Consider the following 9,087-nt stretch of genomic DNA (forward strand, 5'->3'; position numbering starts at 1 on the left):
TTGCCCTGGTCTCGCCCGTCCGTACGAACCGAGGGTGACCGAAAACCCGCGACCGGAGGAGTGCAGTGGCAGCCAACGACCGGGCAGCAGCTCCCGGAAAGTCCGGCGGGAGCTCCGGTGCCGATGGCCTGATGCGCGCCGCCCTGAGCGCCGTGGCACCCGGCACGGCATTGCGCGACGGGCTGGAACGGATCCTCCGCGGCAACACGGGCGGACTCATCGTGCTCGGCTCCGACAAGACCGTCGAAGCGATGTGCACGGGTGGATTCGTCCTGGATGTCGAGTTCACCGCGACCCGGCTGCGCGAGCTGTGCAAGCTCGACGGCGGCATCGTGCTCGACAAGGACATCACCAAAATCCTGCGGGCGGGTGTGCAGCTGGTGCCCGACCCGACGATCCCGACGGAGGAGACGGGCACCCGGCACCGCACCGCGGACCGGGTGAGCAAGCAGGTCGGCTACCCCATCGTCTCGGTCTCCCAGTCGATGCGTCTGATCGCCCTGTACGTCGGCGGTCAGCGCCGCGTCCTGGAGGACTCCGCCGCGATCCTCTCCCGCGCGAACCAGGCCCTCGCCACGCTGGAGCGCTACAAGCTCCGCCTGGACGAGGTCGCGGGAACGCTGTCGGCGCTGGAGATCGAGGACCTGGTCACCGTCCGGGACGTCTCCGCGGTCGCCCAGCGACTGGAGATGGTGCGCCGTATCGCCACCGAGATCGCCGAGTACGTCGTGGAACTGGGCACTGACGGGCGGCTGCTGACCCTCCAGCTCGACGAGCTGATCGCCGGCGTCGAGCCCGACCGCGAGCTGGTCGTCCGGGACTATGTGCCCGAGCCGACCGCCAAGCGTTCCCGCACGGTCGACGAGGCACTGTTCGAGCTGGACGCGCTCAGTCACGCCGAGCTCCTCGAACTGTCCACGGTGGCCAAGGCGTTGGGTTACACCGGTTCCCCCGAGGCGCTCGACTCCGCGGTCTCTCCGCGCGGCTTCCGTCTCCTCGCCAAGGTGCCCCGTCTGCCCGGCGCGATCATCGACCGGCTCGTGGAGCACTTCGGCGGGCTCCAGAAGCTGCTCGCCGCGAGCGTGGACGACCTCCAGACGGTCGACGGCGTGGGCGAGGCGCGGGCGCGCAGCGTCCGCGAGGGCCTGTCCCGTCTCGCGGAGTCGTCGATCCTGGAGCGCTACGTCTAGGAGCCCTCGCACGGCCGGACCCCGGACTCTCCGGGGTCCGGGCGGGTCGGTCGCGCGCGCTCAGTCCTTGGACAGGACGAACGACGTCTGCGCCTTCGCCAGCCCGGGGGCCTTCGCCTCGACCAGGTAGGTGCCGGCGGGAGCCGAACCCGAAGGGGGCGTGGCGCAGGCGGGGGCGCCGGGCTTGCGGTCCCACTTCACCGTGTGGACGGTCTGGCCCCCGGCCGGTACGCGGAAGAGGATGCCTGCGGCGTCCTTCGGGCAGTCGTCCGAGGCCCAGATGTCCTTGTCGCTGCCCGCCTGAGTGATCGTCAGAACCGTGCTCTTCGGGCCGAGATCGACCTTGCAGTCGCTGCCCGAGGTGTTCTTGGCGATGAGTTCGATCTCGGGCTGGTCTCCCGGGGCGTAGGTGTTGTGCACGCTCTTGAGCGTCAACTTCACATCGCCCGGGGTGCAGTTGGGGACGGTGGAACCGGCCGGGAGGCGGTCGGCCGCGCCGCCGCCGTTCTTGGCCCCGTCGTCCGAACCGCCGCCGCTCGCGCCGGTAGCGGTGGAGCCGTCGCCCGAGCCGTTGCCCGAGCCGTCACCGGAACCGCCGTCCGATCCCCCGCCGCTGTCGCTTCCGCTCCCGCCGGTTCCGCCGCCACTGCCGCCGCCGTCGCCCGACTCGTCGCGGCCGCCGGGGTGTTGACTGATCGCGGGGCCCGAACCCGAGGGTCCCGGCGTGATCGAGGGAGCGGGGTTCTTGCCGTTCGACCCGCCTGCGCTGTTGTTGCCGACCCCGCCTCCGGTACCGACCACCCAGACGGTGAGAAGCGCCAACAGCCCTAGTACGGACAGCAGAACGGCCCTCCGACGCCAGTAGATGGTGGAGGGTAGCGGCCCGACCGGATTGCGCAGAGATCCCACGGCGCAAACTGTACGAGAGATCGGGCGCCCGACAGGCCCCACCCGCCGCCCCGGCGCCAACTTTTCCGGATCATCATCCAGGCGGACATCCATTCCGGCAACCGCACGTCCGCCGAGTGCGGTCTTTCACCACCGCCCGCCCCCGGCGTCGTCCCCGCATCCTCGCCGCCGCATGGCAGGATCGACATTGCCATGACTGCACCCACCAAGCCCACCGCGCCCACCCGGAACGCCCCCGGCGAGGACCTCCACACCCCCGTCATCGCCTGGTTCGACGAGCACGCCCGCGATCTGCCCTGGCGGCATCCCGATGCCGGTCCCTGGGCGGTGATGGTCAGCGAGTTCATGCTCCAGCAGACCCCGGTCAACCGTGTCCTGCCCGTGTACGAGCAGTGGCTGGCCCGCTGGCCGCGCCCCGCCGATCTGGCCCAGGACGCGCCCGGCGAGGCCGTCCGGGCCTGGGGGCGGCTCGGCTACCCGCGCCGCGCCCTGCGACTGCACGGCGCCGCGGTGGCCATAGCGGAACGGCACGGCGGCGACGTACCGACCGACCACGCGCAGTTGCTGGCCCTGCCGGGCATCGGGGAGTACACGGCGGCGGCGGTCGCGTCGTTCGCGTACGGCCAGCGTCATCCCGTACTGGACACGAACGTCCGCAGGGTCCTGGCCCGTGCCGTCACCGGCGTGCAGTACCCGCCGAACGCCACCACCGCCGCCGAGCGCCGGGTCGCGCGCGCCCTGCTGCCCGAGAGCGAGGGCACGGCGGCGCGCTGGGCCGCCGCCTCCATGGAACTCGGCGCCCTGGTCTGCACGGCCAGGAACGAGGCGTGCCACCGCTGCCCGATCGCCTCGCAGTGCGCCTGGCGGCTGGCCGGCAAGCCGGAGCACGAAGGGCCGCCGCGCAAGGGGCAGACGTACGCGGGCACGGACCGCCAGGTGCGCGGCAAGCTGCTGGCCGTTCTACGGGAGGCCCATGTGCCGGTTCCGCAGACCGCGCTGGACCGGGTGTGGGACGAACCGGTGCAACGGGGGCGGGCGCTCGACGGACTCGTCGCCGACGGTCTGGTGGAGCCGCTCCCCGGCGGTCTGTATCGGCTGCCTCTCACCTAGCCAAGGCGTCATAAGCGGATCAACCGGAACATAAGGCCAACTCCCTTTACCCCGCACGTACAGCCGTTACACAACCGACGGACAGCCGAGTGCTGGCCGAAGGCTGTCTCGGACAACCCCGTGACAACCCGTCCGTAGCTTCATTGCCGTACCGCACGCGGTGCCGCCCGACCGGCGGCGCGGAAGCGGCGGTTCGCAGGCAACGGACAACCGGCAGCAAGCAGGTCGGAAACGGGGACGGAGGCGGTTGATCATGGCGCACGGCGAGGTGCTCGAATTCGAGGAGTACGTCCGCACTCGGCAGGACGCGCTGCTGCGCAGTGCCCGCCGCCTGGTCCCCGACCCGGTCGACGCCCAGGACCTGCTCCAGACCGCGCTCGTGCGGACGTACGGCCGCTGGGAGGGCATCGCGGACAAGCGTCTCGCCGACGCCTACCTGCGCCGCGTGATGATCAATACGCGGACCGAGTGGTGGCGGGCCCGCAAGCTGGAAGAGGTGCCCACCGAGCAACTCCCGGACGCGTGCGTGGAGGACGCCACCGAGCAGCACGCGGACCGCGCGCTGCTGATGGACATCATGAAGGTGCTGGCACCCAAACAGCGCAGTGTCGTGGTGCTGCGACACTGGGAGCAGATGTCCACCGAGGAGACGGCCGCCGCGCTCGGCATGTCGGCCGGAACGGTCAAGAGCACGCTGCACCGGGCGCTGGCCCGGCTCCGCGAGGAGCTGGAGAGCCGCGACCTGGACGCCCGCGCGCTCGAACGTGAGGAGCGGGAGCGTTGCGCGGCCTAGGAGCCCGGGCCAGAACGGCCCTGAAGGCGGGGAGTTCGGCAGCGGCCGGGCTCGCCGCCCTCGGCCTTTTCGTGACCGCGTGCGGCACCGGCGGCACCGGCGCCCGTGACGAGGGACCGGCGGGCAGCGACGCGGTCGCCAAGGGCAGCATCAAGCCCGTCGCCTCCGGCACGCCGTCCAAGGCGTCCGAGCGCGTGGACGCGGTCAAGATCGTCAAGGACGACCCCCGGGTCAGTGCCGCGGTCAAGCGCGACCTGAAGCCGTGCGTCGCCGACGAGTACCCGGTCGACGTGTCGTACGGGGACCTGACAGGCGGGTCCGCGAACGACATCGTGATCAACGTGATGACCTGTGCCGACGCCGTGGGTGTCGGCAGTTACGTCTATCGCGAGCAGAACGGCCGGTACCAGAATGTCTTCAAGGCCGAGGAGCCGCCGGTCTACGCCGAGATCGACCGGGGCGATCTGGTGGTCACCCAGCAGCTGTACAAGAAGGGCGACCCGGTGTCGTACCCGTCCAGCGAGGAAGTGATCACCTACGGCTGGTCCTCGGCGCGCTTCGTCGAGCAGTCCCGGATCCACAACGACTACAGCAACGCGGTGGGCGGCTCCGGCTCGCCCGCCCCGGACGCGAACTGAGAGCGGGCGGAGCAGCCGGATGGCAGAGCAGACCCACGTCCTGTTCGTCGAGGACGACGACGTCATCCGCGAGGCCACACAACTCGCCCTGGAGCGGGACGGCTTCGCGGTCACGGCCATGCCCGACGGGCTGTCGGGCCTGGAGGCGTTCCGCGCCGACCGTCCCGACATCGCCCTGCTGGACGTGATGGTCCCCGGGCTCGACGGTGTGTCGCTGTGCCGTCGCATCCGTGACGAGTCGACCGTGCCGGTCATCATGCTGTCCGCGCGCGCGGACTCGATCGACGTCGTGCTCGGCCTGGAGGCCGGCGCCGACGACTATGTGACCAAACCGTTCGACGGCGCCGTGCTGGTCGCCCGTATCCGCGCGGTGCTGCGCCGCTTCGGGCACGCGAGCGGTGGCGCGGGCAATTCGGCCGAGGATGCCGCTCCGGTGGAGGGCGGGGTGCTGGTCTTCGGTGAGCTGGAGATCGACACCGAGGGCATGGAGGTGACCCGCGGCGGTACGCCGGTGGCGCTGACACCCACCGAGATGCGGCTGCTCCTGGAGTTCTCGTCCGCGCCGGGGACGGTGCTGAGCCGCGACAAACTGCTGGAGCGGGTGTGGGACTACGGCTGGGGCGGGGACACACGGGTGGTCGACGTCCATGTGCAGCGACTGCGTACGAAGATCGGCCAGGACCGTATCGAGACGGTCCGCGGCTTCGGCTACAAGTTGAAGGCCTGAGCGCGCCGTGCGGGGGATGTTTCAGCGCGCTCCGAAGAAGCCCTCGGCCGCGGGGCGGGTACGGGTTCCGGGCGGACGTGCGGCAGCGGGGGGCGGCGTGAGAACGGGTTCGCGCGAAGGCGTCGGTGCGGGTGCGGGCGGAGGCGCCGGCCGGAGTGAGGTGCTCGGCGGGGGCAGAGGCCCCGGCGCGGTCACCGGCAGGAGCCGGAGCATCGGCAGGGGCCGGCGCATCGGTATCGGCATCGACCGGGGCACGGACTCGGGTACGAGCATCCGTACGGGCATCCGCTGGAAGCTCAGCACGGCGATCGCCCTGGTCGGCGCGCTGGTCGCGGTCGCGCTGAGCCTGGTCGTGCACAACGCGGCCCGTGTCTCGATGCTGGACAACTCGCGCGACCTGGCCGACGAGCGCATCCAGCTCGCCGAGCGCATGTACGGGCCGGGCCGGCCGCCACCGTTCGGGGCGAAGATAGACGATCCCTCCATTCCGTCGGACCTGATGGTGAAGGTCGCGGAGGGACGGCGGGCGACCTACGTCTCCGACAGCCCGAACAACGTGCCGGACATCTGGGCCGCCGTACCGCTCAGGAACGGCCAGGTGCTGTCCTGGCACGAGCGGTTCACGGACCGCAACGCGGATGTGATGAAGGACCTCGACCAGGCGCTGATCATCGGCTCCATCGCGGTCGTCTTCGGCGGCAGCGCGCTCGGTGTGCTGATCGGCGGCCAGCTGTCGCGCCGGCTGCGCAAGGCGGCGGCCGCGGCGAACCGGGTCGCCAAGGGCGAGCCGGACGTCCGGGTGCGGGACGCCATCGGCGGTGTCGTGCTCGACGAGACCGATGACCTGGCGCGGGCCGTGGACGCCATGGCCGACGCGCTCCAGCAGCGCATCGAGGCGGAGCGCCGGGTGACCGCCGACATCGCGCACGAACTGCGGACCCCGGTGACCGGGCTGCTCACGGCGGCCGAACTCCTGCCGCCCGGCCGCCCCACCGAGCTCGTACGGGACCGCGCGCAGGCCATGCGCACCCTCGTCGAGGACGTGCTGGAGGTCGCCCGGCTCGACGGGGCCTCGGAGCGGGCCGAGTTGCAGGACATCATGCTCGGGGAGTTCGTGGCCCGGCGCATCGCCGCCAAGGGGGCGGACGTCGAGGTGCGGGTGGTGCACGAGTCGGAGGTCACGACGGACCCGCGCCGTCTGGAGCGCGTCCTGCTCAACCTCCTCGCGAACGCGGCCCGGCACGGCAGGCCGCCGATCGAGGTCACCGTCGAGGGCCGGGTCATCCGCGTCCGTGACCACGGCCCGGGGTTCCCCGAGAAGCTCCTGGCCGAGGGCCCGAGCCGGTTCCGTACCGGCAGCACCGACCGTGCGGGCGACGGCCACGGCCTCGGCCTCACGATCGCCGCGGGCCAGGCCCGGGTGCTCGGGGCTCGGCTGACCTTCCGCAACGTACGGCCCGCCGGGGCTCCGGAGGGCGTACCGGCCGAGGGCGCGGTCGCGGTGCTCTGGCTGCCGGAGCACGCACCGACGAGCACCGGGAGCTTCCCGATGCTGCCGGCGTCCGGGAAGTAGACCCGGCGCCGGGGCGCGTCCTGTGTGGGACCGGTCCCCGGCGACGGCAGTCACCCGTCGGGACCGAGCTGTCGTCGACGGCCGTCACCCGTCGGGACCGAGCTGTCGTCGACGGCAGTCACCCGTAGACCGAGTCCTTGGCGACGGCCGTCACCCGTGGGAGCCGCAGGGACCGGCTTCTCGGTGGCGGTCACCGCGCACAGGAGAAGGCCCCCGGGGCGGACAACGCCGGGGGCCTTCGTCGGGAGGAGGTCAGGGGCCGGGAGAACCGGCCCCGTGATCAGGTCAGACCGGCTCTGCGAGCGGGACCTGGGGTGTCTCGTCCGACGCCCCGGCCTCGCCGGGCTTGGGCGCCCCTGCTCCCTTGAGCGGGACTTCCTTCACGAACACCGCCGCGACCAGCGCGAGCACGGCGACCACGGAACCGAGCAGGAACGCGGAGTGCGTACCGGAGGACACCGCGTGCTGGTAGGCGTCCCGGGCCGCCGCCGGCAGCTTCGCCAGGCTGGCCGCGTCGAGCTGCGCGGACTTCTCGGTCATCTTGGAGCCGAGCGCCCCGGCCCGCTCGGACATGACGTCCTGCACCCGGTGGTTGAACAGCGCGCCCATGATGGCGACACCGAACGACGAGCCGAGCGTACGGAAGAGCGTGGTGGACGAGGACGCGACGCCCATGTCCTTCATCTCGACGCTGTTCTGCGCGACGAGCATGGTGATCTGCATCAGGCAGCCCATGCCGGCGCCGAGCACCGCCATGTACAGCCCGGAGGTGAGCCGCGTCGTCTCCGTGTCCATCTGCGAGAGCAGGAACAGACCGGCGATCATCAGCACGCTGCCGACGAGCGGGAAGATCTTGTAGCGGCCGCTGTTGGTGGTGACGCGTCCGGCGACCATCGACACGGCGAGCATGGCGCCGAGCATGGGCAGGAGCAGCAGACCGGAGTTGGTGGCGGACGCGCCCTGCACGGACTGCTGGTACAGCGGCAGGAAGAGCACGGCACCGAACATCACGAAGCCGGTGATGAAGCCGATGATCGACATCAGCGTGAAGTTGCGGCTGCGGAAGATGTGCAGCGGCATGACCGGCGCGGCGGCCTTGGTCTGCCAGTAGACGAAGCCGACGAGGGAGGCGACGCCGATGCCGGTCAGCTCCATGATCCGCGCGGAGCTCCAGGCGTACTCGGTGCCGCCCCAGGTGGTGACCAGCACGATGGAGGAGATGCCGAGCGCCAGCAGACCGGCACCCAGGTAGTCGATCTTCGCCTGGACGCGCTTCTTCGGCAGGTGCAGCACGACGCTGACCGCGATGAGGGCGACGACGCCGAGCGGCAGGTTGATGTAGAAGGACCAGCGCCAGCCCCAGTGGTCGGTGATGGATCCGCCGACCAGCGGGCCGAGGATCATGGCGAAGGCCATCACGCCGGCCATCATGCCCTGGTACTTGCCGCGCTCGCGGGGCGGGATCAGGTCACCGATGATCGCCATGACGCCGACCATCAGACCACCGGCGCCCAGACCCTGGATGGCGCGGAAGCCGATGAGCTGACCCATGTCCTGGGCCATGCCGCTGAGCGCGGAGCCGATCAGGAAGATCACGATCGAGGTCAGGAAGGCGCCCTTGCGCCCGTACATGTCGCCGAGCTTGCCCCAGATCGGGGTGGAGGCCGCGGTGGCGAGGGTGTATCCGGTGACCACCCAGGACAGATGCTCGAGCCCGCCCAGTTCGCCGACGATCGTCGGCATCGCGGTGCCCACGATCATGTTGTCCAGCATCGCGAGCAGCATGGCGATCATGAGCGCCATCAGGACGACGCGTACGCTCCGCTGCTGCTTCTCGCCCTCCGCCGGTTTCCCGGCCTCTCCCGCGGCTGGTTCGGCCGCCTTCGTCGTGTCCGCCATCTTTCCCACTCCCCTATGTTCTTCTGCTGCCGTCCGGCTACTTACTTGCCGACCGGCAAGCTGGCTACACTCAGGAAAATAGCCTTGCAACTAGCCGGGCGTCAAGTAAGTAACACTAGTTTTGCCTGCCTGTCGACAGGTAAGTTTCAAGGGTGAAGTTCCCCCCGCGAACTGGACAGCGGGTGTTTACGCTGCCGGGACGAGGTTCTGCCTGAGCAAGGATCTCGTTTCGAGCGGGGTGACGTACC

The 9,087-nt window shown here is 70.7% G+C and carries 8 protein-coding genes; 6 read left to right on the plus strand and 2 right to left on the minus strand.

What is annotated here, in order from left to right:
- The first annotated feature begins 65 nt into the window (after positions 1–65).
- Positions 66–1,190 (plus strand): DNA integrity scanning diadenylate cyclase DisA, encoded by a 1,125-nt coding sequence (gene disA, locus ABZV42_RS39580; protein WP_355988738.1) that lies wholly within the window; start codon positions 66–68, stop codon positions 1,188–1,190.
- Between the two features lie 60 nt (positions 1,191–1,250).
- Here the strand turns inward: disA and ABZV42_RS39585 are convergent, their stop codons facing one another.
- Positions 1,251–2,099 (minus strand): hypothetical protein, encoded by an 849-nt coding sequence (locus ABZV42_RS39585; protein WP_355988740.1) that lies wholly within the window; start codon positions 2,097–2,099, stop codon positions 1,251–1,253.
- 192 nt (positions 2,100–2,291) lie between these two features.
- Between ABZV42_RS39585 and ABZV42_RS39590 the strand changes: the two genes are divergently transcribed.
- The 5 genes from ABZV42_RS39590 to cseC all read left to right on the plus strand — a co-directional run bounded on the left by ABZV42_RS39590 (position 2,292) and on the right by cseC (position 6,940).
- On the plus strand, positions 2,292–3,209 hold the full coding sequence (locus tag ABZV42_RS39590) for an A/G-specific adenine glycosylase (RefSeq protein ID WP_355988742.1): 918 nt from the start codon (positions 2,292–2,294) through the stop codon (positions 3,207–3,209).
- Between the two features lie 253 nt (positions 3,210–3,462).
- Positions 3,463–4,002, plus strand: coding sequence for a SigE family RNA polymerase sigma factor (locus ABZV42_RS39595; protein WP_339130720.1), 540 nt, complete (start codon positions 3,463–3,465; stop codon positions 4,000–4,002).
- Positions 3,990–4,640 carry a hypothetical protein gene (locus tag ABZV42_RS39600; RefSeq protein ID WP_355988744.1) on the plus strand — a complete coding sequence of 217 codons (651 nt, stop codon included), beginning with the start codon at positions 3,990–3,992 and terminating at the stop codon, positions 4,638–4,640. The genes ABZV42_RS39595 and ABZV42_RS39600 overlap by 13 nt, the downstream gene beginning before the upstream one ends.
- 19 nt (positions 4,641–4,659) lie before the next feature.
- On the plus strand, positions 4,660–5,367 hold the full coding sequence (gene cseB / locus ABZV42_RS39605; protein ID WP_355988746.1) for a two-component system response regulator CseB: 708 nt from the start codon (positions 4,660–4,662) through the stop codon (positions 5,365–5,367).
- Positions 5,368–5,383: 16 nt separating this feature from the next.
- The gene (gene cseC / locus ABZV42_RS39610; RefSeq protein WP_355988748.1) at positions 5,384–6,940 is read left to right on the plus strand and encodes a two-component system sensor histidine kinase CseC; all 1,557 of its coding nucleotides are present in this window, start codon (positions 5,384–5,386) and stop codon (positions 6,938–6,940) included.
- Positions 6,941–7,225: 285 nt separating this feature from the next.
- Here cseC and ABZV42_RS39615 read toward each other — a convergent pair whose 3' ends face one another.
- Positions 7,226–8,743 carry an MDR family MFS transporter gene (locus tag ABZV42_RS39615; protein ID WP_355988777.1) on the minus strand — a complete coding sequence of 506 codons (1,518 nt, stop codon included), beginning with the start codon at positions 8,741–8,743 and terminating at the stop codon, positions 7,226–7,228.
- Positions 8,744–9,087: the final 344 nt, after the last annotated feature.

The organism is Streptomyces sp. NPDC005281, from assembly GCF_040607495.1.
Classification (GTDB): Bacteria; Actinomycetota; Actinomycetes; order Streptomycetales; family Streptomycetaceae; genus Streptomyces.

Excerpts from the sequence above, each read along its gene's own strand:
- ABZV42_RS39590 (WP_355988742.1), top strand. The coding sequence starts at position 2,292 with ATGACTGCACCCACCAAGCCCACCGCGCCCACCCGGAACGCCCCCGGC.
- ABZV42_RS39595 (WP_339130720.1), top strand. The coding sequence starts at position 3,463 with ATGGCGCACGGCGAGGTGCTCGAATTCGAGGAGTACGTCCGCACTCGG.
- cseB (WP_355988746.1), top strand. The coding sequence starts at position 4,660 with ATGGCAGAGCAGACCCACGTCCTGTTCGTCGAGGACGACGACGTCATC.
- cseC (WP_355988748.1), top strand. The coding sequence starts at position 5,384 with ATGTTTCAGCGCGCTCCGAAGAAGCCCTCGGCCGCGGGGCGGGTACGG.
- ABZV42_RS39615 (WP_355988777.1), bottom strand. The coding sequence starts at position 8,743 with ATGGCGCTCATGATCGCCATGCTGCTCGCGATGCTGGACAACATGATC.